Source organism: Muricoccus roseus, assembly GCF_900141905.1.
GTDB lineage: Bacteria > Pseudomonadota > Alphaproteobacteria > Acetobacterales > Acetobacteraceae > Roseomonas > Roseomonas rosea.
Genome location: NZ_FQZF01000002.1, coordinates 320,528 through 343,068, shown reverse-complemented (window position 1 = coordinate 343,068; position 22,541 = coordinate 320,528). Strand labels below are relative to the sequence as shown.

Annotated in this window: 26 protein-coding genes, 1 tRNA gene and 1 riboswitch; of the genes, 9 read left to right on the top strand and 18 right to left on the bottom strand. The window is 71.5% G+C overall.

The window, feature by feature from the left end:
* Positions 1-18: 18 nt before the first annotated feature.
* From BUB97_RS01675 to BUB97_RS01635, 9 genes are all read right to left on the bottom strand, one after another.
* On the bottom strand, positions 19-846 hold the full coding sequence (locus BUB97_RS01675; protein WP_073130731.1) for a hypothetical protein: 828 nt from the start codon (positions 844-846) through the stop codon (positions 19-21).
* A 161-nt stretch (positions 847-1,007) separates the two neighbouring features.
* Positions 1,008-1,172: a hypothetical protein gene (locus BUB97_RS26090; RefSeq protein ID WP_175562530.1), complete on the bottom strand. Its 165-nt coding sequence runs from the start codon at positions 1,170-1,172 to the stop codon at positions 1,008-1,010.
* Between the two features lie 14 nt (positions 1,173-1,186).
* Positions 1,187-2,146 (bottom strand): DMT family transporter, encoded by a 960-nt coding sequence (locus BUB97_RS01665; protein WP_073130726.1) that lies wholly within the window; start codon positions 2,144-2,146, stop codon positions 1,187-1,189.
* A complete protein-coding gene (locus BUB97_RS01660) occupies positions 2,143-2,955 on the bottom strand; it encodes a DUF6065 family protein (protein ID WP_073130724.1) in 813 nt (270 codons plus the stop codon). Before BUB97_RS01660 ends, BUB97_RS01665 begins: the two co-directional genes overlap by 4 nt.
* 76 nt (positions 2,956-3,031) lie before the next feature.
* Positions 3,032-3,274 carry a hypothetical protein gene (locus tag BUB97_RS01655; RefSeq protein WP_073130722.1) on the bottom strand — a complete coding sequence of 81 codons (243 nt, stop codon included), beginning with the start codon at positions 3,272-3,274 and terminating at the stop codon, positions 3,032-3,034.
* Positions 3,275-3,421: 147 nt separating this feature from the next.
* The gene (locus BUB97_RS01650) at positions 3,422-3,937 is read right to left on the bottom strand and encodes a hypothetical protein (RefSeq protein WP_139281276.1); all 516 of its coding nucleotides are present in this window, start codon (positions 3,935-3,937) and stop codon (positions 3,422-3,424) included.
* A gap of 555 nt (positions 3,938-4,492) precedes the next feature.
* A complete protein-coding gene (locus BUB97_RS01645; protein WP_139281275.1) occupies positions 4,493-4,828 on the bottom strand; it encodes a hypothetical protein in 336 nt (111 codons plus the stop codon).
* A gap of 136 nt (positions 4,829-4,964) precedes the next feature.
* A complete protein-coding gene (locus tag BUB97_RS25725) occupies positions 4,965-5,294 on the bottom strand; it encodes a hypothetical protein (protein WP_139281274.1) in 330 nt (109 codons plus the stop codon).
* Positions 5,295-5,505: 211 nt separating this feature from the next.
* Positions 5,506-5,580, bottom strand: a tRNA-Gly gene (locus BUB97_RS01635).
* Between the two features lie 250 nt (positions 5,581-5,830).
* A riboswitch (SAM riboswitch) is annotated at positions 5,831-5,908 on the top strand.
* A 45-nt stretch (positions 5,909-5,953) separates the two neighbouring features.
* Here BUB97_RS01635 and metZ point away from each other — a divergent pair.
* From metZ to folE, 4 genes are all read left to right on the top strand, one after another.
* The gene (metZ, locus tag BUB97_RS01630; RefSeq protein WP_073130709.1) at positions 5,954-7,201 is read left to right on the top strand and encodes an O-succinylhomoserine sulfhydrylase; all 1,248 of its coding nucleotides are present in this window, start codon (positions 5,954-5,956) and stop codon (positions 7,199-7,201) included.
* A gap of 101 nt (positions 7,202-7,302) precedes the next feature.
* A complete protein-coding gene (locus tag BUB97_RS01625; protein ID WP_073130706.1) occupies positions 7,303-7,914 on the top strand; it encodes a LysE family translocator in 612 nt (203 codons plus the stop codon).
* A gap of 91 nt (positions 7,915-8,005) precedes the next feature.
* Positions 8,006-8,416, top strand: coding sequence for a Co2+/Mg2+ efflux protein ApaG (gene apaG, locus BUB97_RS01620; protein WP_073130704.1), 411 nt, complete (start codon positions 8,006-8,008; stop codon positions 8,414-8,416).
* Between the two features lie 143 nt (positions 8,417-8,559).
* Complete coding sequence (gene folE, locus BUB97_RS01615) at positions 8,560-9,222, top strand: GTP cyclohydrolase I FolE (protein ID WP_073130702.1); 663 nt, start codon at positions 8,560-8,562, stop codon at positions 9,220-9,222.
* Between the two features lie 72 nt (positions 9,223-9,294).
* Here folE and BUB97_RS01610 read toward each other — a convergent pair whose 3' ends face one another.
* The 8 genes from BUB97_RS01610 to BUB97_RS26520 all read right to left on the bottom strand — a co-directional run bounded on the left by BUB97_RS01610 (position 9,295) and on the right by BUB97_RS26520 (position 16,415).
* Positions 9,295-9,645, bottom strand: a complete 351-nt coding sequence (locus BUB97_RS01610) for a hypothetical protein (protein ID WP_073130699.1) — start codon at positions 9,643-9,645, stop codon at positions 9,295-9,297.
* Positions 9,646-9,720: 75 nt separating this feature from the next.
* The gene (locus tag BUB97_RS01605; RefSeq protein WP_073130696.1) at positions 9,721-10,329 is read right to left on the bottom strand and encodes a hypothetical protein; all 609 of its coding nucleotides are present in this window, start codon (positions 10,327-10,329) and stop codon (positions 9,721-9,723) included.
* 43 nt (positions 10,330-10,372) lie between these two features.
* On the bottom strand, positions 10,373-11,320 hold the full coding sequence (hslO, locus tag BUB97_RS01600; protein ID WP_245818129.1) for an Hsp33 family molecular chaperone HslO: 948 nt from the start codon (positions 11,318-11,320) through the stop codon (positions 10,373-10,375).
* Between the two features lie 154 nt (positions 11,321-11,474).
* Positions 11,475-12,188, bottom strand: a complete 714-nt coding sequence (locus BUB97_RS01595) for a CBS domain-containing protein (RefSeq protein ID WP_073130687.1) — start codon at positions 12,186-12,188, stop codon at positions 11,475-11,477.
* A gap of 91 nt (positions 12,189-12,279) precedes the next feature.
* Entirely contained in the window at positions 12,280-13,233 is a 954-nt protein-coding gene (gene argF / locus BUB97_RS01590) for an ornithine carbamoyltransferase (protein ID WP_073130682.1), read from the bottom strand.
* A complete protein-coding gene (locus tag BUB97_RS01585; protein ID WP_175562529.1) occupies positions 13,230-14,435 on the bottom strand; it encodes an aspartate aminotransferase family protein in 1,206 nt (401 codons plus the stop codon). The genes argF and BUB97_RS01585 overlap by 4 nt, the downstream gene beginning before the upstream one ends.
* 216 nt (positions 14,436-14,651) lie before the next feature.
* Entirely contained in the window at positions 14,652-15,026 is a 375-nt protein-coding gene (locus tag BUB97_RS01580; protein WP_073130679.1) for a hypothetical protein, read from the bottom strand.
* A 237-nt stretch (positions 15,027-15,263) separates the two neighbouring features.
* Positions 15,264-16,415, bottom strand: coding sequence for a PRC-barrel domain-containing protein (locus BUB97_RS26520; RefSeq protein ID WP_073130676.1), 1,152 nt, complete (start codon positions 16,413-16,415; stop codon positions 15,264-15,266).
* Between the two features lie 94 nt (positions 16,416-16,509).
* On the opposite strand from BUB97_RS26520, the gene BUB97_RS27155 reads away from it, so the two are divergent.
* From BUB97_RS27155 to BUB97_RS01560, 3 genes are all read left to right on the top strand, one after another.
* Complete coding sequence (locus BUB97_RS27155) at positions 16,510-17,169, top strand: RecX family transcriptional regulator (RefSeq protein ID WP_073130673.1); 660 nt, start codon at positions 16,510-16,512, stop codon at positions 17,167-17,169.
* Positions 17,170-17,250: 81 nt separating this feature from the next.
* Positions 17,251-17,955 (top strand): AzlC family ABC transporter permease, encoded by a 705-nt coding sequence (locus tag BUB97_RS01565; protein WP_073130670.1) that lies wholly within the window; start codon positions 17,251-17,253, stop codon positions 17,953-17,955.
* The gene (locus tag BUB97_RS01560) at positions 17,952-18,257 is read left to right on the top strand and encodes an AzlD family protein (RefSeq protein WP_245818127.1); all 306 of its coding nucleotides are present in this window, start codon (positions 17,952-17,954) and stop codon (positions 18,255-18,257) included. The genes BUB97_RS01565 and BUB97_RS01560 overlap by 4 nt, the downstream gene beginning before the upstream one ends.
* A 4-nt stretch (positions 18,258-18,261) precedes the next feature.
* Here BUB97_RS01560 and BUB97_RS01555 read toward each other — a convergent pair whose 3' ends face one another.
* On the bottom strand, positions 18,262-19,716 hold the full coding sequence (locus BUB97_RS01555) for an N-acyl-D-amino-acid deacylase family protein (RefSeq protein ID WP_073130667.1): 1,455 nt from the start codon (positions 19,714-19,716) through the stop codon (positions 18,262-18,264).
* A 132-nt stretch (positions 19,717-19,848) separates the two neighbouring features.
* Here BUB97_RS01555 and BUB97_RS01550 point away from each other — a divergent pair, with 132 nt between their 5' ends.
* Together BUB97_RS01550 and BUB97_RS01545 are read left to right on the top strand one after the other, a co-directional pair.
* Positions 19,849-21,429 (top strand): ABC transporter substrate-binding protein, encoded by a 1,581-nt coding sequence (locus tag BUB97_RS01550; RefSeq protein WP_073130664.1) that lies wholly within the window; start codon positions 19,849-19,851, stop codon positions 21,427-21,429.
* 88 nt (positions 21,430-21,517) lie between these two features.
* Entirely contained in the window at positions 21,518-22,519 is a 1,002-nt protein-coding gene (locus BUB97_RS01545; protein WP_073130661.1) for an ATP-grasp domain-containing protein, read from the top strand.
* Positions 22,520-22,541: the final 22 nt, after the last annotated feature.

Below are 22,541 nucleotides of genomic sequence, written 5' to 3'. Positions count from 1 at the left end.
AGGACGTCGGAACGCGGCTCAGGCCAGCGCGGGGCGCCCTGAGGCGAAAAGCTGACGCAGCATGGCCCTGCTCACCAGCGGCCCGGGCAGCATCGGATCGCGCGTCGGCTCTGCCAGGCCTCGCCTCCGCCCCTCCCGCGCCCAGGCAGGCTCGCCCAGCAGCGCCTGGAACAGGCCGAGCGGCGTGAAACGCTCGCCATCGGGCAGGGTCAGGTCGTCCAGCGACCAATCCGCGCCGCCGGGGAGCCGCAATTCGAGGCGGCTGATCGGGCCGGCCCAGCCCTCCCGCCGCGCTGGGTGCAGCAGTTCGGCCGTGCAGTCCCGCCCCCTCAGGAAGAGAAGTCCGCGCTCCAGCCCCGCATCGGTCAGGCGCAGCCGGCCCGGATCGGTCATTGGCAGGGGTGAGGCCTCGAAGCCCGCCGCCATGCCGCCGTTGAGGTGCACGGCGCCACGCACCGTGTTCCAGGCGTTCAGGGGGTTGTAGCTGCCGGCCGGAAAGGCGAGCACATGGCCCTCGGGGCCGCGGCGATAGATGTCTGCCGACCAGGTCAGGTCGGCCGGGCGGATTTCTGGCCGGCCGAGGATGTGCCGGTAGAGGGCGGCCACGTCCTCGATCGACTCCCGTGCCATCGCGTTCCAGTCCTCCAGCGCCTCGAAGGTGTAGGAGACGGAGCGGAGCACCCCCCCGCTGCGCTGGCTGTGCCACTCGCACCCGGCCATCTGCTGCCGCCGGTGGACGGGGATGCGGATATGGGCGGCGCCCCGGCGCTCGAAGAGGCATCCCAGGGCCAGGGTCTCGCTCGCGAGGTGCAGCCAGGCCTGCCTCGCGACGGGGCTGCCCGCCATGGCCGGGCCCTCGGATCTGCTGATTCGTGCCATGGCATCTCTCTCACGGCCGGCGCGGCGGCCGGGCGCGACCGGCCAATCACGCCCGCCGTGGCGGTGTGCGCGATCGGGTCGCTGGGCAAATGGTGAAGCGTTCGGGCGGCCGGCGCGGATGCGCGGGCTCAGCGCCTCTGGACGGGCTGGTGAGGCTGGGTTGCCAGGGTGTCGCGCAGCGCCTCCAGCACCCCCCCGGCCGCGTTCCGGCCTGTGGAGCGGGCGAGCACCGCCAACGTCCCGATCACCTCTTCCAGCTGCGCCTCTTCACGAGGCAGATCGAGTTGGATCATCGGCTTCTCCTCAGTCATGGAAGTCCTCCCGGCGAGGCGGCCGGCATGCCGCGGCGCGGCGGGACGAGGCAGCGGAAAGGCCCGACCGCAGCCGGGGAACCGGGAAGGGCCGAAAGGATGGCGCCGACGACCATGGTGCCGATGGCGAGCATCTCGGGGCCGGAGGGCACCTCGCCCAGCACGGGCACGGCCAGCGCCGCCGCCCCCGCCGGGACGAGGGACATGCAGACCGTTGCCTGGGCCGCGCCCAGCAGGGCGATGGCGCGGTTCATCGCCACCATCGTCAGCACGCCCACCAGCAGCCCCTGGAAGACCGCCTGCAGCAGCAGGGTTCGCGGCGCGATGCGCAGCATCTGGGGCAGGTCCCCCATCACGGCCAGCGCCAGCACGCCGCCGGCGCCGGAGAGAACGGCGACGAAGGCGGCGCCTTCCAGCGCCGTGAAGCCGGAGGCGCGCAGCCGCGTGAAATAGGTTGCCCCCATCAGCGCCGCGAGCACGAACATCGCGTGACCGATCAGGGCGGAGCCGCCCCCTCCGATTTCGAGCAGGGAGAGCGCCACGGCGCCGAACGCGATCACGGCGGCGCCGAAGGCGGCGGCCCGGCTCGGATAGCGGCCCGCGGCCATGGCGAAGACCAGGGTGGCGGCCGGCATGAGGCCGAGGGTGAGCGCGGCACCATGCGAAGCCGGAGCGTAGGAAAGCCCCGTCGCGATCAGGGCCGCGAGCGGCGTGCCCTGGCACAGGGCCAGAATGCAGGCCTCGGCCCAGTCCGCCCGGCCGAAGCGGCGCCAGGAGGCGAGCAGCACGGGAAACAGCACCAGCCCGGCCACCACATAGCGCAGCGTCGCCAGTTCCATCGGGGTCATTGCCTGCTGCGTGACGCCGAGCCGCGTGATGGCCGGATAGGCGGCCGCGACCGTGACGGTAACCACCGCCCAGGCCAGGCCATGGAGCCTGTCCCGCCCGGCGGTCATGGTCCCCGTTCCTCGCGCTTGCGCCCCTTGCGGGTCTCGGCGCCATAGGCGCCGCGGCGGCGGTTCGGGTCCTTGTTCGGCTTCACCACGGTGTCGCGGAAGGCGTCCCAATCCGCCGGGGTGAACGATTCCAGCCCCTCCGACACGTCATAATTCTCGAGCACGGCATCGGTGAGCGTGGCGCGCTGCACGGGCTGCACCTGCATCAACGGATAGCCCGCCCGGAAGCGCACAGGGATGTCCGTCCGCGTCAGCCGCACGTTGAAGAACAGCGGGCCGAACCAGCGGTCGGTCTCGATGATGCCCTCGAAATGCTCGTAGCCCAGGTCACGCGGCACATTGGCGGGCGGGCGGAGCAGCAGGTTCCAGCCGGGCGCGGTGCGCGCCACCAGGCCGGTCCAGATCTGCACCACGCCGGGCTCGACGAAATTCGCGAGAAAGGGGGGCGAGAAGCCCTTCGCATCCTCCGGCGCGCCTTCGTCGAAGGCGGCGGCGAAATGGGGGAACTGGGCGACGTTCAGCGGGTACCAGCCCTCGGCGCCCTCATAGGTCCACTGGATCTCGGTGCTGCCATCCCAGACCAGCTCGAAATCCATGGGCGGGAAGACATGCCAGCCGAAGGCGGCGGCGGAGCACAGCGCCTCGCAATGGCGGTAGGCGCGGATGGGGATCGTGCCATGGCCATCGCGCGCGGCGCGCTGCGGCGGGCGGCATCCCGGAAAAAGATTGTGGAAGCGCACGATCGGATCGGCGTCCGGCGCGGTTCCACGGATCTGGGCGGGAATCTCGGAGGTCGGTGTCTGGTCCATGAGCCGATCTACCCGCGCTTGCATCACCCGGCTGCCCCGCCCGGCCCTGAAGCGGGCCGGCGCGGGGCTGGCGCGATCAGATGACGCGCTGCAGTCCGCCCGTGGAGACGCGGCCGGAATCGGCCACGGCCTTCGGGGGAGTGCGGACGATCGCGCGCTGCAGGCCGCCGGTCGAAACCCGCCCCGCATCGGCCAGCTTCTTCGGCAGGGTGCGGATGATGGCGCGCTGCAGGCCACCGGTGGAAACCCGGCCCGAATCCGCCACGGCGGCGGCCGGGGTGCGGATCACGGGGGTCTTTACGCTGCTCTTCTCGGTCATGGATTTTTCCTCTGCTGAGATCGGCCGCTCCGCGCGCCAGGACGACACGCGAGCTCTTGGGCCAATCCGAGCACAAGGGGCGGAAACCTCCGTCAGCCCTCCGTCAAAGCAGCGTGAATTCGGTGATGCAGAACGGAATTTCCGTGATCAACGCCCGATGGGCTCCATCCTTACGACTGCCGGCTGCGACGGGGGCGGCGGCGCAGGCGGCTGCCGGAAGGCGGAGGAGGCGGAGGCCGTGTCGTCCGTCCGCGTCATGCTCGAAAGCGGGCGCCGCATGCAGCCCCGGATGATATGCGCACAGACGCCATCCCGGCCGATGGGCCGGTCATTGTTGCCGGAGTAGAACAGCCCGCTCACCCGATCATCCACTAGGCGAAAGGTCGCGGTGCAGGCGGTTCCGCTCCCGCCCAGGGTGTAGCCGCCCCCGATCACCGGCAGGGAAACCTCCACTCCGCCGGCCGCCTCGTTCTTCACGCTGTAGCTGAACAACTCCGTCCTGGCATCCAGCCGCTTCGTCTTCTCGGGAATCCCGGCACAGGCCTGCAAGTCGGCGGCCGTCATCCCCTCCATGCTGAGCTGGGCCTCATGGGCCATCCGGGAATCGCCATAGCCGCAGGCAGCCAGCAGGGTGAGCAACGCGAAAGATGCGGATCGATGCATGACGTCTCCGTCGATCAGGGCGTGCGGCAACGAGGCCGTGGGAGCGCCCTTGGTCAACTGGATCGTTTTCCTCCAGCCCCGGTCCCATGCTGCGGAACCTGCCGGGCCACAGCCGGCCCTCGCCCGGCCGGCGCCATGCTTCTCGTCCAGAGGGCGGGAGAATGCACCTCACAAGGCGGAGCGGAGAGGTCGTCGAAGAGGCGTGAAGGGGGTCGCCCAGTCGCGGCCAAGTGGAACACGGCGCGAAGCCGTCGGCGTGTCGCCCTCAATCTACGTGCGCAGACGATCCGCGACCCGGCGGAGAGCGGCCGCTCCATCCACCTCCCGCCTGGCCCGGCGGGCATGGCCATTCTGGAAAGACCGCCGGCATGCCTCCAGGAGGCGCTGAATTGTTCGCTCGAGGGCGGCACTGCCGTCGGTCGTTTTCGGCTGTTGCATGCCAGAAGGGCTCACACTGTCTGGAGCGAGTAACGCACCGGCAAGCTGTGGAGCTTCAAGCCTTCCCGACCCGCCAGGCCGCGCTGCCAAGCGCCCAGATGAACTGCAGGCTGGGCATTACCCCCCAATTCGCAGCCTTCCGGCCGCCTTCCGGATCAGCCATCCCAGCGGGCCTGGCGCCTCGGCGATTGCCTTCCGAAGAGCGCGCAGCTCTGCCTCGGCCTTCGATTTCGCGAGTGCCGCGTCCACGGCCTGACCGCGTGCGATCTGCTGCCCTTCCTCCAGGGCCGCCAGACGCCGTGCCGTCACCTTCGCGATTCCTTGCTGCTCGATCTGCTTCAGCTTCGCGCGGCATTCGTCCAACTCGCGGGAGAGGCGGGCGACTTCACTGACCAGGTTTCCCGAGCGGGGAGAGCCCTTCCTCGCCGCCCCCTGTCGTCGGTCGCGGCTCATTCCATACCCTTCCTCAGCCCCACTCCCGGCCCACTCCCCTGTTCCGCGATGGCTCCCCCGAGCCGCCTCCAGGGCGGCGCAAAGGCTAGCCTCTTGATTCGACGAGCAGAGCCGCGCCCCACCCCAGCCCCGATGCTCAGTGGAAGCGCAGCTCCCCCCAGGCGGGATCCCATACCCCAAAGGGGTCGATGATCACGAGAGGCGCCTGCAGGGCCTGAGCCTTTCTGATCCCGTCATTGATCGCAAGGGGCGCGGCACGCGGGATGAGACCTGGCCCCCTGGGGAGATCGCCGGTGAGGGAGAGTTCACGGTGGGTGCCGGGCGCCACCACGACGCCGACCAGGTTCCGCTCATCGTCTTCCGTGAGATGGACGGCGACTTCTTCCGGCAGAGCCACCTCTCGGCTTCCGAAGATACCTCGACCTAGCATCTGTTCCTCCCACCCGGCCTCAAGTTGATCGGGCATCCTCCGCCAACTCCCTGCCGCCTGTCTAAACCTATTCGGGGGCAGAGCGTGGCCGCTCTGAAGCGCTGCGCATGGGGCCGATCGCAGGGACAGGGCCTCGCCGTCGAGATCAGCGACCGCGTTCCAAGCTACCTTGGCAGAACTCTCTACCCCGTCCTGCAACCCGCTGAGGGTGGGGTGGGCCGCCCGACACGGCGCAGCGGCAAAACTCTGGAGCGGGCGATGGGAATCGAACCCACGACATTCAGCTTGGGAAGCTGACGTTCTACCTCTGAACTACGCCCGCGCTCCGAGGTATCCACACCTAGCGCAGGCCCCGCGCCCGCGCAATCCGCACTATGGGCACGACTCCGCTGGAAGGCCGGCATGCCTGCCCTGCCGCTCCTCCTCCTCCTCCGCCACCGCGAGGAGATGATCGCGGCCCCGTGTGGGCCGGAGGGGAGCCAAGCCCGGAAACAGGGGATGCGCCCCCCCTTCCCCTCCCGCCCTTGCCCCGCCGGGAGGCGGGGACTAGCTTGCCACCGGCTCCGCGCCCGGCGGAGCCAGCTCGCGATTTGTCGGCCAGCTTGCGGCGAGCCTAAAGAAACGCGCTAAACGGCCGTGGCGGTGGGTTTCCCACCGCCCGACCGGGCCATCCGTGACTTGGTGGAACGCCCGCGATGCCCAGGACCCTTCCGAACACCCCCCTCCGCCCCGCGACGCTGCTCGTCCGCGGGGGCCAGAACCGAAGCTCCTTCGACGAGATGTCGGAAGCCCTGCATCTCACCTCGGGCTTCATGTATGAGAGCGCCGGCCAGGCGGAGGAGACCTTCCTCGGCCAAATCCAGCACTTCCAGTATTCCCGCTTCGGCAACCCGACGATCGAGGCGCTGCAGAACAAGCTGGCCGCGCTCGAAGGCGCCGAGGCCTGCCGCGTGATGGCATCCGGCATGGCCGCCGTGCATTCGGCCATGCTGTCCCATCTGAAGACCGGCGACCGGGTCGTGGCCTCCCGCGCCCTCTTCGGCTCCTGCCACTGGATCGTCTCCACCCTGCTGCCGCGCTACGGCATCGAGACGGTCTTCGTGGACGGCACGGATCTCGACCAGTGGCGCGACGCCTTCCGCAAGCCCGCGGCGCTGGTGCTGCTGGAGACGCCCTCCAACCCGATGCTGGAGCTGGTGGACCTGCCGGCGGTGGCCGAGCTGGCGCATGCGGCCGGCGCCATCGTGGTGGTGGACAATGTCTTCGCGACGCCCCTTCTCCAGAAGCCGCTGACCCTCGGCGCGGATGTAGTGGTCTATTCCGCCACCAAGCATTTCGACGGCCAGGGCCGCGTGCTCGGCGGCGCGGTGCTGGGTTCGCAGAAGTGGGTGGACGAGGTGCTGCAGCCCTTCATCCGCAACACCGGCCCCAGCATCTCGCCCTTCAATGCCTGGGTCATCCTGAAGGGGCTGGAGACGCTGCATCTGCGCCTGCCGGCCATGTGCGCCAATGCCGCGAAGCTGGCCGACTTCCTCGCCGGCCGGCCGGAGGTCTCGCGCACCCTCTACCCCTTCCTCGACAGCCACCCGCAGCAGGCGCTGGCGAAGAAGCAGATGTCGGCCGGCGGCTCGCTCGTCACCTTCGACGTGGAGGGCGGCAAGGAGGCGGCCTTCCGCGTGCTGGACGCTCTGCGGCTGATCGACATCTCGAACAACCTCGGCGATGCCCGCAGCATGGTCACGCACCCCGCCACCACCACCCATATGAAAGTGGGGCCGGAGGAGCGAGCGCGCCTTGGCATCACCGATGGCACGGTGCGCTTCTCCGTGGGGCTGGAGGACGCGCAGGACCTGATCGACGACCTCTCGCAGGCGCTCGACGGGCTGCGCAGCACGGGCGGCGGCAAGGCCGACCTCTCCCGCGCGGCGGCGCCGGACCGCTGAAGAGGGCGCGCTGACCGCGCCACGGGGCGGCAAGGTGGACGGGGCGGCGCGGCCGGTGGCAGGCTGCGCCCCCTTCCCGCCACAACCTTGAGGGGAGAAGGATGAGCATCGAAACCTGGCTTGCCTTCCTGGCCGCCTCGGCGGCGATGCTGATCATCCCCGGGCCGACCATTCTTCTCGTGCTCGGCCAGTCACTCGGCGGCGGGCGGCGCTCCACCCTGCCGCTGGTGCTTGGCGTGGCTGCGGGGGATGCCCTGGCCCTCAGCCTCTCCCTGGCCGGGCTGGGCGCGCTGCTCGCCGCCTCGGCGCTCGCCTTCACGGTGCTGCGCTGGGCGGGCGCCGCCTATCTCATTTGGCTGGGCATCCGGATGTGGCGCGCCCCGGTTGAGGGGGCGCCGGCACCGCTGCCGCCCCGCCGGGCGGGGATGCAGGCCTTCATCGTCACGGCGACGAACCCGAAGAGCATCGCCTTCTTCGTCGCCTTCGTGCCGCAGTTCCTCGATCCTGCCCGCCCCTTCCTGCTGCAGGCGGCGCTGCTGGTGGCCAGCTTTGTCACGCTCGGCGCGGCCAATGCGCTGGGCTATGCCTTGCTGGCGGGGCGCCTGTCGGGCGTCGTGCGCCGGCCCGGCCCCAGGCAGGCGATGAACCGCATTGGCGGGTCGATGCTGATCGGTGCGGGGATGGCCACGGCGCTGCTGGGGCGTCGCGCGTGAGCGGGCGGGGTATGTCGCGCTTGAGCGTGCCGGGCGCCTCACGGAAGAGGGCGGCGGGCTCCTCCCGCCAGGGCAAGGGGAGGGCTTCGCGATGAGCGATGCCGGCGCCTTCACCGCTATCACGCGCGGGCTGCGCGTGACGGTGCGGAGCTTCTATCTCGCGGATCAGTCGGATCCCGAGGAGGGGCGGCATGTCTGGGCCTATCGGGTCCGCATCGCCAATGAGGGGCGGGAGACCGTGCAGCTCATGAAGCGCAGCTGGTCCATCACCGATGCGCTCGGCCGCACCCAGGTCGTGCACGGGGACGGGGTGGTGGGAGAGCAGCCGGTGCTCGAACCCGGCGAGGCCTTCGAGTACACCTCGGGCACCCCGCTCGCGACCTCCTCCGGCTTCATGCGCGGCGTCTACCACATGGTGGTACCCGTCACGGGCGAGACCTTCGACGCCGAGATCCCGGCCTTCAGCCTGGACAGCCCGCATGGGCAGGTCACGCTCAACTAGGCGGCGGTGATGAGCTCCACGGCCTGGCCCCGCCTCGCGGGACAGGCCGCTTCCCGACTCCGCCGCCCCTCCCCATCTCTTTGCCCGCGCCGCCCCGCGGCACCCCGGATCAGCGCCCGCCGCGCCCAAGGAACCGACTGCCCGTGACCGAACCCCATCCCGACACCCAGGCCGCAGCCGAGGCCGGCGCCGCCTGTCCGGCCGACCTCGCCGGCCACAAGCGCCCCACCCAGGCTGAGGCGGAAGCGGCGGTGCGGACCCTCCTCCTCTGGGCCGGCGACGACCCGGACCGGGAGGGGCTGGTCGATACGCCCAAGCGCGTCGCGAAGTCCTACCGGGAGCTGTTCGTCGGCTATGGCACCGACCCCGTGCAGCTCCTCCAGCGCTCCTTCGAGGAGGTGGCGGGCTATGACGAGATGGTGGTCCTCCGCGACATCCGGCTCGAGAGCCATTGCGAGCACCACATGGTGCCCATCATCGGCCGCGCGCATGTGGGCTATCTGCCGCGCGGGCGGGTCGTCGGCATCAGCAAGCTCGCACGGGTGGTGGATGCCTTCGCCAAGCGCCTGCAGATTCAGGAGAAGCTGACCGCGCAGATCGCCAACGCGATCAACGACGTGCTCGACCCCGTGGGCGTGGCCGTGGTGCTGGAGGCGGCGCATCAGTGCATGACGACGCGCGGCGTGCACAAGCATGGGGTGACCATGGTCACCAGCACGATGCTGGGCGCCTTCCGTGACGATCATGCGACGCGGCGGGAATTCCTGTCGATCATCAACGGCCGCTCCGGCACCTTTGAGGGGTAGCGCGGGGCCCCAGAGAACCGCGGGCGTGGCACCAGGAACCCGGCGCCACGCCCGCGAGACCTTCGGACCGCCTTAGCAATCTCGGCGGAAGAAGCCAGCCGAGCGGTCGGCACGGGCGGCATCGGCATAGGAACCGCTGATCGCGGCCTGCTGCTGCGCGCCGGCGGCGGCGGCATAGGCCTCGCGGCAATAGGGATCCACGGCGGCGGCATAGCCTGGCCCGACGGCAGGCGCGGGCGCCTGGCCGACATAGCCCGGCATCGGCGTGGCATAGGGCGCGGCGGCATAGCCCGGAGTAACTGCGGGGGCCACGCCATAGGTGCCGGGCTGGTAGTAGGGCTCCGCCGGATAGGGCGCACAGGCAGCCAGGCCGGCGCCGAGGGCCAGGGCCGGCAACAGCAAGGCAGGGCGGAAGCGGTTCATGGCGATTCTCCTTCGATGGGGAAGAAGCGCCGAATCCCTGCCCGGGGTTGCGAAAGCGACCCCAGCCCTTAGCCCTTAGCCCTGGGGAAGGTCCTGCCGCTGGATGCCGCCCGGCGCGTCGATCGGCGCCACCGGCGCGGTGGGGGTCGTCTCCAGCAGCCAGTCCCGAAGGTTGCGGCGGACCTGCAGCTCGAACTCGACGTTCAGGTGCTCCATGGCGCGGATCATGACCGTCTCCGCGGCCCGTGCCCGGGCGGCGGCGCTGCCGCCGGCGCCGGTCAGGCCCCGCCGCGCCTCGGCCTCGGCGAAGGCCACCCGCCGGTCACCGTCCAGCAGGATCTCCACCCGGGCGCGCAGCAGCACGGCGATCGCATCGCCCGAGCGGGTGAGGCTCGCGGAATCCACGATGAAGCGCGCCCGGCCCGTGGTGCCGGAGGGAATGATCCGGTCCCGCCCCATCCGCGCCACCTCGGCGGAAGGCAGGATGGGCGCGGGCGGATCGGCGCGGGAGCCGGCTGGGTTCTCCACCACCTCCAGGTCGGCCACGTTCAGGCGCAGCGGCGTGAGCCAGGCATAGCCCTCCACGCGCGGCGGCGCGGGCGGCGGCTCGCGCCCTCCGCAGGCAAGAAGGAGCAGCGGCGCACCGATCACGATGCCCCGCCTGGTCATGCTGCGTCCGGTCATGATCTCGCGGAATCCCCCAAAGCCCGGCCTCCGCGTTAGCCGATCAGGCCCGGCCAGCGCCACCCCTCACCTCGGAGCGCTCGAAGCGGAAGGCCACATTGCAGAACTCGCAGGTCATGGTGATCAGCCCGTGCTCGGCCATGTGGTCCAGATCGGCCTCCGGGAAGCCCTGCAGCACGCCGGCAAGGCGCGCGCGGGAGCAACGGCAGCCATAGGAAAGCGCCCGGGGCCGGTCCACCAACAGGCCCTCCGCATGGAAGAGGCGGTGCAGGAGCTGCTCCGGCGGCAGGCCGTCGTCGAGCATCTCCTCCTCCTTGACCGTCGAGGCCAGGGTGGTCGCCGTGTTCCAGGCCTCGTCGGCCTCCTCGTCGCCCAGCCCATCGACCCCGCCCTCGGCAGCGACGCGCTCCAGGATCAGGGCGGTGGCGCGCCAGCCCTCGGGCGTGCGGCGGCAGGCCAGGCGTACGAAGGCCTGGAGCTGCTCCGAAGTGCGGAAGTAGCTGTCCGTCATCTCGGCCAGCGTCTCGCCCTCGATCGCGACAAGGCCCTGGTACCGGTCCATGTCCGGCCCCTGATCGCAGGTGAAGGCCAGATAGCCCTTGCCCAGCAGCGCGCCGGCCTCGCCGCTGGCAAGGCCCTCGGCGCGCGCATAGCCCCGGATCTCGCCCGCATCCGTGCAGTCGGCCAGCAGCATGGGCACGGGGCCATCGCCCTTCGCCTGAAGGGAGAAGGAACCGCGGAACTTCAGCGCGGCGGCCAGCCCGGCGGTCAGCGCCAGGGCCTGGCCCAGCAGGCGGGAGACATCCTCCGGCAGGTCATGCCGGCCGATCAGCGCCTCGGCCAGTTTGCCCAGCCGCACCAGCCGGCCGCGCACGGGGCGGCCGTCCAGGTGGAAGGGCATGATGGCGCGCGGCACCACCATGGCCGGCACCGGGGGGCGGTCATGGTTGAGGAAGTCGGGGGTCTCGGAGGGGCGGGTCACGTCTTGCACCCGCCCTAGATAGTCAGCGCCGCGGCGGATCGACAGGGCCCTGCGCCCGCGCCGCGCGCATGGCGCCCTTTCCAGGCCCGCGCCCGCTGCGGGAGCGGACCGGGACGGCGGCCGTCGAGCCGCCGCCGACCAGGGGCCGCCTCGACGGGGCTCCTCAGTAGAGGGCGAGCTGCGGGATCCCCTCCTCCATGCTGTCCACCACGCGGCGGACGCCCTGGACGCGATGCGCGATGGCCTGCAGCCCGCGGCGCACGGCCGGGGAACGCGCGAAGCCCTGGAACTCCACCACCCCGTCCTTCACGCTGACGAAGGTGTAGACCATGTCGGCCCAGGGCTGCTCGCGAACCTCCTTCCAGACGGCCTCGCGGATCCGCTCATCCTCGTCGGCGCCTTCGCCCAGCGCGGCCGGTGGGACGAGCAGCGCCTGGAGCAGGTCGGCGCGGGAGACGATGCCAACGAGGCGCTCGCCCCGCAGCACCGGCACGCGGCGGATGCCCCGCTCCTCCATCAGATGGGCGATATGCTCCACCGAGCTGCCCTCAGTCACCGTGATGAGGCTGCGGGTCATCACGTCCTCGGCCAGCATGCCATGCACCTGGGCATAGCGCTCGGCGTCACGGTCCCGGCTGCCGAACAGGCGCTGGATCCAGCCAGGGCGCCGGTCCTCCGCGCCGGAAAGCCGGCGGATCAGGTCCAGCTCCGTCACGATGCCAAGCAGCCGGCCATCCGCCCCGGTGACGGGCACGGCGGAGATGCCGCGTTCGGCCAGGAGCCGCGCCAGCGATGCCACTGGCATCGAGGCCGGTACGCAGATCACCTCGCGCGTCATCACGTCACGGGCGGAGAGGGACTCCATCACGGCGCTCATCGGATGCCTCCAAGGCTTCAACCTGGATGGCAAACTGGCCCGCCAGCGCGCGCTCCACCTTGATTTGCATCAAGCCGCGCGCCGGCTGGCCTCAGCCCAGGCCGAGCGCCCAGAGCAGCACGCCCTTCTGGGCGTGCAGCCGGTTCTCTGCCTCGTCGAACACCACGCTCTGCGGCCCGTCGATCACCTCCTGGGTGATCTCCTCGCCACGATGGGCCGGCAGGCAGTGCATCACGATGGCGTCCGGCGCCGCGTGGCGCATCAGCGCGGCGTTGAGCTGGTAGGGCGCGAGAAGGTTGTGGCGGTTGGTCGTGGCCGCGTCCGGCTTCTCGTCGGACATGGAAACCCAGGTATCCGTCACCACGCAGCGTGCGCCACGCACGGCGGCCGCGGGGTCGTCCGTTTCCTCGATCTGCGCACCCTCGCGCCGCGCCCAGGCCACCAGCTCGGGCGGCGCGCGCAGCGCATCCGGGGTCGCCAGGCGCAGGGTGAAGTCGAAGCGCGCGGCGGCCTGGATGAAGGACTGGGCCACGTTGTTGCCGTCGCCCGTCCAGGCGATGGTCTGGCCGGCGATGGGGCCGCGATGCTCCTCGAAGGTGAGGACATCGGCCATGATCTGGCAGGGATGCGAGACATCCGTCAGGCCGTTGATCACCGGCACCGTCGCGTGCTCCGCCAGCCCGCGCAGCTTCGAGACATCGTCGGTGCGCAGCATGATCGCATCGACATAGCGGGACAGCACCTTGGCCGTGTCCGCCGGCGTCTCGCCCCGCCCGAGCTGCATGTCCCGCCCCGAGAGCACCACCGCATGGCCGCCGAGCTGGGTGATCCCCACCTCGAAGGAGACGCGGGTGCGGGTGCTCGGCTTCTCGAAGATCAGGGCGATGGACTTGCCGGCCAGTGGCTTGCCCGGCACCCGCCCCGCCTTGGCCTCGCGCGCCATGTCCAGCATGCGGCGCAGCGTCGGCGCATCGAAATCCATGATCTCGAGGAAGTGGCGGGGGGCCGCAGGCCCCCCCTCCACCGTTTTCAACGCGGCACTCACTTGGCGGCCGCCTTCGCCTCGCCCGGCGTGATGCGCAGCATGGCGCGGTCAAGAAGGCCCAGCGCCTCGTCCGCCTCGGCCTCGGTGATGATGAGCGGCGGCGCGACGCGCAGCACGTTCATCCCCGCCGCCACCGTGAGCAGCCCTTCCGCCACCGCCGCGCCCTGCGCCTCGGCGTTGGAGACGACGTCGTGCAGCTTCAGGCCGAGCAGCAGCCCCGCCCCCTGCACGCCCGCGACCACCTTCGGGTGGCGCCCGGCCAGGTCCTGCATGCCGCGCCAGAGATGGCGCGCCACCCGGTCCACCTGATCGAGGAAGCCCGGGGCGAGGATCACGTCCAGCACGGCATTGCCGGCCGAGCAGGCTAGCGGGTTGCCGCCATAGGTGCTGCCATGCGTGCCGGGCTTCAGATGCTCCGCCACCTTCTCCCGCGCCAGGGTCGCGCCGAGCGGGAAGCCGCCGCCGATGCCCTTGGCCGAGGACATGACATCCGGCTCGATCCCGGCCCATTGATGCGCCCAAAGCTTGCCGGAGCGCCCCATGCCGGTCTGCACCTCGTCGAGCGCGAGCAGCAGCCCGAACTCGTCGCAGGTCGCGCGCAACTCCTGCAGGAAGCGCAGGTCGGCCGGCCGTACGCCGCCCTCGCCCTGGATCGGCTCGATCATGATCGCGGCCGTCTCCTTCGTGATCGCCTGGCGCACGGCGTTCATGTTGCCGAAGGGGACATGGTCGAAGCCATCGACCGGCGGGCCGAAGCCCTCCAGGTACTTGGCGTTGCCCGTGGCGGAGATCATGGCCAGCGTGCGGCCGTGAAAGGCGCCCTCGAAGCAGATCGTGCGGAAGCGCTCGGGATGGCCGTTGGCCGCGTGGTACTTCCGCACCGCCTTCACCATCGCCTCGTTCGCCTCGGCGCCCGAGTTCGAGAAATACACGCTGTCCGCGAAGGGCGTGGCCTCCACCAGCCGCGCGGCAAGGCGCTCGGCCTGCGGCACGCGGTACAGGTTCGAGGTGTGCATCACGCGCCCGGCCTGCTCGGCGATGGCGGAGACGAGATGCGGGTGGGCGTGGCCGATGCTCGTGGTCGCGATCCCGGCGCCGAAGTCGAGGAATCGTCGGCCCTGCGCATCCCACAGCCAGGCACCCTCGCCCCGCTCGAAGACGAGGTCGGCGCGGTTGTAGTTCGGCATCAGGGCGGGGATCACGCGGCGTGGCCCTCCGGTTGCCCCGCGGGCGGGGCGGGTATCGCAGCGCCGGGCGGGAAGCCGGCGAAGATGACGGAAAGGGCGCGCCGGGTCAAAGGATGCGGCGCGTCCGCAATGCAGGGCACACCCGCCGAAAATGCCCCGCTGAAACGACCCCGCTGGAATCACCAGGGGCGCCGCATCGCTGCGGCGCCCCATCCGGTTCCGGTTGCCGGATCAGCGGCGGCTGCGGCTGCGGCGCTGCGGGGCGCAGTCGCTCGGGTCCGTGGTGCCGGTGGCGCGGGAAACGGCGGTGCCCGGCGGGTTGCCCGGGGTGCAGTCCGGACGGTCGGCGGTGTTCAGCGGGTCGCCGACGCGCTCGTTGGCGCGGGAGACGGCGGTGCCCGGCGGGTTACCCGGCGTGCCATCGGGGCGGTTCTGAGTGTTCAGCGGATCGCCGACGCGGTCATTGGTGCGGGACACGGCCGTGCCCGGCGGGTTGCCCGGCGCGCCATCGGGGCGGCCCGAGGTGTTCAGCGGATCCTGCGCGCAGGCGGCGAGGCCGCCGAGGCTCAGGAGCAGTGCCGCGGCACGGAAGGTGGTGGACAGCATCAGGAGCTCTCTCCGGTCGGGTTGTTCTGGTTCCGCATGGCCTGCGGGACCTGCCGGGGCAACGCGGCATCACGCCGTGGGTTCCTTGCTGTCCTGCGGCATCTTTCTTTCGTGTGACATCCGCATGGCGCATTCCTGAAACGGCCGCGAGACGGTCCCGGACGGTTTGCGCATGAACGCGAAAGGCCCGGATGCTTCCGCACCCGGGCCGATCACGCGCCGTCTGAAGCCGGCAGCCTAGCCGCGGCGCGCCGCGTCGTAGGAATAGGCCGGCAGCGAGGTCAGGCTCTCCCGGGTCGCGCCGGTGATGGTCCAGCGGTTGTCGGCGGCCGACCAGCGCAGCTCCGACATCGGCACGGCGACGAGCTTGGCGCCGATCCCGAGGAAACCGCCCACCGAGACGATCGCCATCGGCGAGGAGCCGCCGGAGGGGAGGATCACGTCGTCCACCGAGCCGATCGACTCGTTCCGCTCGTTATAGACGTTGGAGCCGATGATGCGGCTCACGCGGTCCGTCTGGGCGGCGGGCGCGGTGGCGGCGGAGTTCGCAGCCGTGGCCGAAGCCGGACGGTTCGCGCCATTCGGGCCGGAGGGGTTGGCCGGCGCATTGCCCGCCGCCTGGTTCTGCAGCGGCACGTTCGCCGTACCGGCCCGGGCCTGGTCACCCTCCGGCGTGCGGTTCACCGGGCCGGGCATGCCGGCCTGGCCCTGCGCGCCGCTCGCCCGCGGCTGCGAGCCGGTGGTGCCCATCGCGCCGGGGTTGGCATTGGCCGCCGCCGGTTCGTTGCTGCGGCCGCTATCCGTCGCGGCCGCATCCCGCCCCGTGACGGTGGCACGGGTGCCATCCGTCGCGGGCTGCTCGTTCTGCGGGAAGGCGCCGGACATGTTGGTGCCGAGCGCGCGGTCCAGGCCGCGCGTCACCGCCGTGCCGGGCGGGTTGCCGGCGGCGCCATCCGGGCGGTCCTGCGTGTTCAGCGGATCGCCGGCACGGCGGTTGGCATCGGCGGCGCCGTCCGCGGTGCGATCGGCCGCGCGGCCCAGCGCCGTGCCGGGCGGGTTGCCCGGCGTACCGTCCGGCCGGTTCTGGGTGTTCAGCGGGTCCCCGGCGCGCTGGTTGGCGCCGGCGGCATTGTCCCCGGCACGGTCCACGGCGCGGCCCAGCGCGGTGCCGGGCGGGTTGCCGGGGGTGCCATCGGGCGCGGTCCGGTTGCCGGTGGCCTGGTCGGCGGCGCGCTGGGTGGCGGTCGAAGGCGGGTTGCCCGGCGTGCCGTCCCGCGTTTGAGCCTGCGTCTGGGGCTGGGCCTGGGTCTGGGCAAGGGCGGGCACGGCCAGCAGCGCGGCCGCGGCGGTCAGACCCATCAGGGTCGACTTGTAGGTTCGGGTGGTCATGCGGCGCCTCCTTGCGGCTTGTCTGCCTGTGGCCGGTGGAACGCCCGCCGCCCGAAGCCGGTTGCGCCCTGCCCCTCCCCCGCCGGGGCCGGACATGGCAGATTCCCCCCCGATGGCCGAGGACCGCCCCCCACCCGCCCGGCGCCCGCGCGAGCGCCGCCAACCCAGTGCCGGGCCGGCGCCGACCGAGGCGCGGCTGCAGGAGGCGGCGCTGAACCACCTGGCACGCTTCGCCGCGACCGAGGCCGGGCTGGCCCGCGTGCTGCAGCGCCGCGTGGCCCGCTGGGCCCAACGGGCGGAGCGCGAGGGGATGGAGCCGGAAGCCGTGGCCCCGATCGTCGCCGCGGGCCGCGCGGCGGCGGTGAGCGTCGCCCGGCGCATGGTCGCGGCGGGTGCGGTGGACGATGCGGCCTTCGCCGCCGCCCGCGCGCGCCGCCTCTCCCGCGCCGGCCGTTCCCGCCGGGCCATCGCCGCCCATCTCGCCGCCAAGGGCGTTGGCGGGGAGATGGCCTCCGAAACGCTGGAGGAGGCCGGAACGGACGAGGTGACCGCCGCCCTCGCCCATCTCCGCCGCCGGCGCCAGGGCCCCTTCGACCCCGACCCGCCGGAGGAGGCGGAGGCGGTCCGTGCCGCGCGGATGAAGGCCATGGGCGCCCTCGCCCGCGCCGGCTTCCCGCGGGAGGTGGCCGAGGCGGCGCTCGATCTCGACCGCGCGGAGGCCGAGGCCCGGATCATCGAATCCCGGCGCGGCTGAGCCGCCGCATCACGGCAAGGGCATGGCAGGCGGGGGCGCGGCGCATGGCATCCCCTCCCCTTTCCCCCCTATAGGGGGAGGATGCGGATCGTCTTCACCTCGGCCGGTATCCTGCGTGGGGTGCGCCGGGGCGTGCCGCTGCTGCTCGGCATCGCGCCCTTCGGGGCGGTGGTCGGGGTGATCTCCCTGGGCAAGGGCCTCAGCCTGGCGGAGACGCTGCTGATGAGCGCGCTGGTCTTCGCCGGCGCCTCCCAGCTCCTCGCCCTCGAACTCTGGACCGACCCGCCGGATATCCTCGCGGTCGCGCTCGCCGCCTTCGTGGTCAATATCCGCATGGTGCCGATCGGCGCCGCCCTCTCCTTCTGGCTCGACCATCTGAAGGGCTGGCGCCTCTGGGGCTCCCTCTTCGTCACGGTGGACCATTCCTTCGCCCTTTCGGTTGCCGAGAACCGGGCCGGCGGGCGGGATGCGGGGTTCCTCTTCGGCCTGGGGGTTTTCACCTGGTTCGGCTGGCTGATCTCCACGGCCGTGGGGCATGTGATGGGCAGCGTGGTGGCCCTGCCGCCCGACCACCCGCTCTTCTTCGCGGCGACGGCCAGCTTCGTCGCCATCCTCATCGCCCTCTGGCGCAGCCCGGGGCAGGACCTGCCGCCCTGGATCCTGGCCGCCGCCACCGCCATGGCTGCCCAGATGCTTCACCTGCCGGCGCCGCTGCCGCTTCTGGCCGGCGCCTTCGCCGGGGCCTTCCTCGCCGCCTGGCGGGAAACGCGAAAGGCCCGGGCATGACCATGCGCTGGGACGTGACGCTGGCGATCATCGCCATGGGCGTGGTCACCTATCTCTGCCGGGCCGGCGGCTATGCCGTGCTGCGCGCAGTGCAAACGCCGCCCTTCATCGACGCGCTGCTGCGCAACCTGCCCGCGCCGCTCTTCGCCGCCTATGTCGCCATCGCCCTGTCCAAGCAGGATCTCGCGGCGGCGCTGGCCAGCATCCCCTGCGCGGCCGCCCATGCGAAATGGGGCAATTTCGGCCTTTCCATCGTGGTGGGCGTCGCCGCCATGGCAGCGCTCCGCTGGGCCGGGATGTAGCGGCTCAGTCGGCCTCGCGCCGCAGCAGCCGCCCGGCCGGCGTGTCGCTCGCGCCGCCGGCGTGGGTATAGACGGACTGCCCGTTCACCCAGGTCTCGACGATCCCATCCGCCAACTGCCGGGGCTCGGAAAAGGTGGCGCGGTCCCGCACCGTGTCCGGATCAAACATCACGAGATCGGCGAAGGCACCTTCGCGCAGCACACCGCGATCGGGGATGCCGAACACCGCCGCCGTGCGCCCGGTCATCTTGTGCACGGCCGTCTCCAGGCTGAACAGGCCGAGTTCGCGGCTGTACTGGCCCAGCACCCGCGGGAAGGTGCCCCAGAGGCGCGGATGCGGCTGCTTCGCCAGCGGTCCGCCATCACTGCCGATCATGGAAAGGGGATGCGCCATGATCCGGCGCACATCCTCTTCCGCCATGTTGTGGAACACGCCGCCGCCAGGCATCAGCCGCTGCGCCGCCTCCTCCAGCGTGCATCCCCATCCCGCCGCGATGTCCGAGAGCATCCGCCCGGCCATCTCCGGATGCGGGACGGAGGTGGTGATCTGCACCGGCACGTCCGGCCGCGGCTTGCGCGCGGCGAGGGAGGTGGAGGAGGCGGTGTAGGGATAGACGTCGAAGGCGACGGGATAGCGCTCCGCATGGCGCGCGATCAGCGGCAGCGTCTCCACCGAGCGGCCGTGGTTCTCGGGCTGCGCGCATTTGTGGTGGCTGATCACCACGGGCGCGCCCACCGCCTCACCGATTCGCAGCGTCTCCTCGATGGAATCGAGCACGCCTTCCGCCTCGTTCCTCATATGCGTGACATAGAGGCCGCCCGTGCCGCGCAGCGCCTCCGCCACGGCGATCACCTCATCGGTCGGCGCATGCTTGCTGGGCGGGTAGAACAGGCCGGTGGAGAAGCCGGCCGCGCCCTCGGCCAGGGCCTGGGCGAGCTGCTTGCGCATCCGCTCGGCCTCGCCATCGCTGGCTGGCCGGTCCGTGTCGCGCCCCATGGCGCCGACGCGCAGGGACATGTGCCCGATCAGCGCCAGCGTGTTCACGGAGGAGGGCGTGTCGCGCAGCCGCTCCGCATAGGCGGCGAAGCTGTCGAAGATCCACCATTCCGGCGCGCAGACGCCATCCAGCGGCGCGGGCGGCCGCTCCTTCATCGGCACCGGGGCCAGGCTGATGCCACAATTGCCCGTCACGACCGTCGTCACGCCCTGGCTCGTCTTGCAGAGCATGCAGGCAGGCCCGCAGAGCACGACCTGGTCGTCATGCGTGTGCGCGTCGATGAAGCCGGGCGCGACCACCCGGCCGCCCGCCATCACCTCCCGGTCCGCGCTGGCGGCGGAGAGGTCGCCGAGCGCGACGATGCGATCTCCCGTGACGCCGATATCGCCGCGGCGGCGCGGCGCGCCGGTTCCGTCGATCAGCGTGGCTTCGCGAATGATGAGGTCGCAGCGCAGGGCCATGGATGCCTTCCCCGGACGGATGCGGGGAGGATGCGCCGCCCCTCCCGCCGCGCCAAGACCGTGACGCATGGGAATCGTTGACAGGGAGCCAAGCCGCGCCGGACGCTCCTTCGCCGACGAGGAGCCGCACCGATGCCCAGCCGCCGCCAGTTCCTCGCCGCCGGCCTCGCCGCACCCCTCGCCGCCCCGCGCCTCGCCGGCGCCCAGGCCGCGCGCGTCCTACGCTTCGTGCCGCAGGCCGATCTCGCCGTGACCGATCCTGTCGTCACCACCGCCACGGTCACCCTGGCGCATGGCTTCATGGTCTACGACACGCTCTACGGGCTGGATGCCGACTACCACGTCCAGCCGCAGATGGTGGAAGGACATGTCACCGAGGCCGATGGGCGCGAATGGACGCTCACCCTGCGCGAGGGCCTCCGCTTCCATGATGGCGAGCCTGTGCGCGGCCGGGATGCCGTGGCCAGCCTGCGCCGCTGGGCCGCGCGCGACGCCTTCGGCGCCGAGCTGATGGCCGCCACCGACGAGTTGTCCGCCCCCACCGACCGCACGCTCCGCTTCCGCCTGAAGCAGCCCTTCCCCCTGCTGCCCCGCGCCCTGGGCAAGGTGACGGCCGCCATGCCCGCCATCATGCCGGAGCGCCTGGCGAGCCTCGACCCCGCGCGCCCCGTGCCCGAGGTGATCGGCAGCGGCCCGTTCCGCTTCCTGGCGAATGAGCGCGTCTCCGGAGCCCGTGTCGCCTATGCCCGCTTCGACGACTACCGGCCGCGCCAGGGCGGCACCGCCAGCCGCACCGCCGGCCCGAAGATCGCCCATTTCGACAGGGTGGAGTGGCACATCCTCCCGGATGCCGCGACGGCCGTGGCCGCGCTCCAGCAGGGCGAGGTGGATTGGGTGGAGTACCCGCCCAACGACCTGATCCCGCTCATGCGGCGCAGCCGGGGCATCACCGTTCAGGTCACGGATGACAGCAGCATCAGCATCCTCCGCTTCAACCACCTGCAGCCGCCCTTCAACAACCCGGCCATCCGCCGCGCGATGCTCGGGGTACTGGACCAGTCCGCCTTCATGACCGCCGCCTTCGGTGAGGATCGCGCCTTGTGGCGGGACGGCGTCGGCGTCTTCCTCTCCGGCTCGCCCATGGCGAGCGAGGTGGGGCTGGAAGCCCTGCGCGGCCCGCGCGACATGGACAAGGTGCGCCGGGACCTCGCCGCTGCCAGCTACCGGGGCGAGAAGGTCGTCGTTCTCCAGCCCAACGACTTCCCCATCCTGAAGGCGATGAGCGAGGTGGCGGTGGACATGTTCACCCGCGCCGGGATGAACGCCGAGGCCTATGCGGCCGACTGGGGCAGCGTCGTTCAGCGCCGCAACTCGCGCGAGCCGGTGGAGAAGGGCGGCTGGAGCGTCTTCATCTCCGGCCTCAGCGCCGCGGGGTTGCTGGACCCGGTGGCGCATCTCGGCCTCCGGGCGAACGGCCCGCGCGCCTGGTTCGGCTGGCCGGACAGCCCGGAACTGGAAGGGCTACGCCGGGAATGGATGGCGGCACCGGACACCGCCGCCCAGAAGGCCGTGGCCGAGCGCATCCAGGCGCGCTTCTGGCAGGACCTGCCCTACCTGCCCCTGGGCCAGTATTTCCGGGTCACCGCCCACCAGTCGAACCTGCGGGACCTCCAGGCCGGGTTGCCGACCTTCACGGGGATCCGGCGGATTTAACGCACCATGTCGTGAAATCTACTTTCGTACGCATCTTGATCGGGCTAACTCCCCTCCCACATCGCTGCCGCGACCGGAGGCGCCCGCCATGTCCAAGATCCACGTCATCCACGAGAACCCGGAATGGCTGCCGCCCCTGGCGCGCGCCTTCGACCAGCGCGGCCTGCCCTGGGCCGAGTGGAACCTCTCCGCCGGCAGTTTCGACCTCTCACAGCCCCCGCCGGAGGGCGTGTTCTACAACCGCATGTCCGCCTCCTCGCACACGCGCGGCCATCGCTATTCGGCGGAGCTGACGGCCGCGGTGCTCGCCTGGCTCGAGCGCTTCGGCCGCCGCGTGGTGAACGGCCCGCGCGCGCTGGACCTGGAGATCAGCAAGGCCCGGCAATACGCAGCCCTGGAGGCCGCCGGCATCGAGGTGCCGGGCACCGTGGTCGTGCGTGGCGAAGCCGGTGACGTGGTGGAGGCCGCGCGCAAGCGCTACGGCAACGGCCCGCTGATCCTGAAGCCCAACCGCGGCGGCAAGGGCCTCGGCGTGCGCCTCTTCGCGGATCCCGACGCGCTGGCCGGCTTCCTGGCCGAGGTGCCGGACGACGAGCTGCCCGCCGACGGGCTGTGGCTTCTGCAGGACTACATCCGCGCCGCCCGCCCCTTCATCACCCGCGCCGAATTCATCGGCGGCCGCTTCCTCTACGCCGTGGAGGTGGACACCTCCTCGGGCTTCGAGCTCTGCCCCGCCGATGTTTGCGAGGTGCCCGCCCCCTCCGCCGCCGTGGGCGATGCCTTCTGCCCCGTCGGCGAAGCTCCGGCGGCCGCGAAGCCCCGCTTCCGCGTGCTCCCCGACGGCATCGAGGCAAACCAGCGCGAGCGGCTGGAAGCCTTCCTGGCCGCCAATGGCGTGGAGGTGGCTGGCATCGAGTTCATCCGCACGCCGGAGGGGAAGGTCTTCACCTACGACGTGAACACCAACACTAACTACAACCCGGATGCCGAGGCGGCGGCGGGGCTGGCCGGCACGGACCGCTCCGGCCCCGGGGCCATCGCCACCTTCCTCGGCCGGGAACTGGCCCTGACCCGGCGCGCCGCGGCCTGAGGCTCGTTGGCCGGGTTTGAGG

Bases quoted from the DNA above. Each gene is read 5' to 3' on its own strand.
- BUB97_RS01675 (WP_073130731.1), bottom strand. From the start codon at position 846: ATGGCGGGCAGCCCCGTCGCGAGGCAGGCCTGGCTGCACCTCGCGAGC.
- BUB97_RS26090 (WP_175562530.1), bottom strand. From the start codon at position 1,172: ATGATCCAACTCGATCTGCCTCGTGAAGAGGCGCAGCTGGAAGAGGTG.
- BUB97_RS01665 (WP_073130726.1), bottom strand. From the start codon at position 2,146: ATGACCGCCGGGCGGGACAGGCTCCATGGCCTGGCCTGGGCGGTGGTT.
- BUB97_RS01660 (WP_073130724.1), bottom strand. From the start codon at position 2,955: ATGGACCAGACACCGACCTCCGAGATTCCCGCCCAGATCCGTGGAACC.
- BUB97_RS01655 (WP_073130722.1), bottom strand. From the start codon at position 3,274: ATGACCGAGAAGAGCAGCGTAAAGACCCCCGTGATCCGCACCCCGGCC.
- BUB97_RS01650 (WP_139281276.1), bottom strand. From the start codon at position 3,937: ATGCATCGATCCGCATCTTTCGCGTTGCTCACCCTGCTGGCTGCCTGC.
- BUB97_RS01645 (WP_139281275.1), bottom strand. From the start codon at position 4,828: ATGAGCCGCGACCGACGACAGGGGGCGGCGAGGAAGGGCTCTCCCCGC.
- BUB97_RS25725 (WP_139281274.1), bottom strand. From the start codon at position 5,294: ATGCCCGATCAACTTGAGGCCGGGTGGGAGGAACAGATGCTAGGTCGA.
- metZ (WP_073130709.1), top strand. From the start codon at position 5,954: ATGCCCAGGACCCTTCCGAACACCCCCCTCCGCCCCGCGACGCTGCTC.
- BUB97_RS01625 (WP_073130706.1), top strand. From the start codon at position 7,303: ATGAGCATCGAAACCTGGCTTGCCTTCCTGGCCGCCTCGGCGGCGATG.
- apaG (WP_073130704.1), top strand. From the start codon at position 8,006: ATGAGCGATGCCGGCGCCTTCACCGCTATCACGCGCGGGCTGCGCGTG.
- BUB97_RS01610 (WP_073130699.1), bottom strand. From the start codon at position 9,645: ATGAACCGCTTCCGCCCTGCCTTGCTGTTGCCGGCCCTGGCCCTCGGC.
- BUB97_RS01605 (WP_073130696.1), bottom strand. From the start codon at position 10,329: ATGACCGGACGCAGCATGACCAGGCGGGGCATCGTGATCGGTGCGCCG.
- BUB97_RS01595 (WP_073130687.1), bottom strand. From the start codon at position 12,188: ATGAGCGCCGTGATGGAGTCCCTCTCCGCCCGTGACGTGATGACGCGC.
- BUB97_RS01580 (WP_073130679.1), bottom strand. From the start codon at position 15,026: ATGCTGTCCACCACCTTCCGTGCCGCGGCACTGCTCCTGAGCCTCGGC.
- BUB97_RS26520 (WP_073130676.1), bottom strand. From the start codon at position 16,415: ATGACCACCCGAACCTACAAGTCGACCCTGATGGGTCTGACCGCCGCG.
- BUB97_RS27155 (WP_073130673.1), top strand. From the start codon at position 16,510: ATGGCAGATTCCCCCCCGATGGCCGAGGACCGCCCCCCACCCGCCCGG.
- BUB97_RS01565 (WP_073130670.1), top strand. From the start codon at position 17,251: ATGCGGATCGTCTTCACCTCGGCCGGTATCCTGCGTGGGGTGCGCCGG.
- BUB97_RS01560 (WP_245818127.1), top strand. From the start codon at position 17,952: ATGACCATGCGCTGGGACGTGACGCTGGCGATCATCGCCATGGGCGTG.
- BUB97_RS01555 (WP_073130667.1), bottom strand. From the start codon at position 19,716: ATGGCCCTGCGCTGCGACCTCATCATTCGCGAAGCCACGCTGATCGAC.
- BUB97_RS01550 (WP_073130664.1), top strand. From the start codon at position 19,849: ATGCCCAGCCGCCGCCAGTTCCTCGCCGCCGGCCTCGCCGCACCCCTC.
- BUB97_RS01545 (WP_073130661.1), top strand. From the start codon at position 21,518: ATGTCCAAGATCCACGTCATCCACGAGAACCCGGAATGGCTGCCGCCC.